This is a genomic window from Oleiphilus sp. HI0043, assembly GCF_001634935.1.
This window is the reverse complement of record NZ_LWEY01001893.1, coordinates 1-746: the sequence shown is the minus strand read 5'-3', so window position 1 is coordinate 746 and position 746 is coordinate 1. Positions and strand designations below refer to the sequence as shown.

Annotated in this window: 1 protein-coding gene; it reads left to right on the top strand. The window is 40.5% G+C overall.

All coding sequences use genetic code 11. From position 1 onward, the window contains the following. Nucleotides 1-746: polysaccharide pyruvyl transferase family protein (locus tag A3729_RS29235; RefSeq protein WP_156498219.1), on the top strand; the 746-nt coding region annotated here is incomplete at both ends.

Genomic DNA, 746 nt, shown 5'->3' with positions numbered 1-746 from the left:
CGAGAATTGATAAAGATGATCTGCCCGTAAGTGTGCGTGATTACCACACATTGAATGTCCTTAGTACCTCTGGGGTTAGATGTGGCTTGATGACCGGTTGCCCAGCTACTTACGACCTAGAATATGTCGGTTCTAGCTCGCTTGAACAAGAAGAGATTTGTCGAGTTGCTTTTTCACTAGGAGTGGCTTTTTTATATTCAAAATCGTTAAAAAAACAGATGGAGAGCGCAATTCTTTCTACAAAAGCCTTGTTCCCAAATGCCAAGTTTGAAGTAGTCTTTCACCATGGCACAACGGAAAGCTTTTTGAAGACTCCTTCTGCTAAGAAAGAGCACTTAATCGGGCATCAGAAATTTATTACCTGGCTACAAGAAAAGGGCGTAGACTACGTTGATATATCTGGTTCTGCGGAAAATCTTATCGAGTATTATAGTCAATGTGATTTACATATAGGATATAGAGTTCATGCACATATTTTCATGAATAGTATTTCTAAACCTTCTGTTCTAGTAGCGGAGGATGGCCGAGGAAAGGCGTTGAGAGACGTATTTGGCGGCCTGGTTTTAGATGCGTTTGACTCTGTTGGCATGGGAATTGTTGCTCGGATAATTAGAAGACTTAGAATCTTTGACACCTTTCATACAAGCGAGAATTTAGTTTCTGAGTTGAGCGGTGCTATTGAGTATGAAATAAACAATGGACTACCCCGAATTTCACCATCGAGGGGAGTTATAGATTCAAATTTC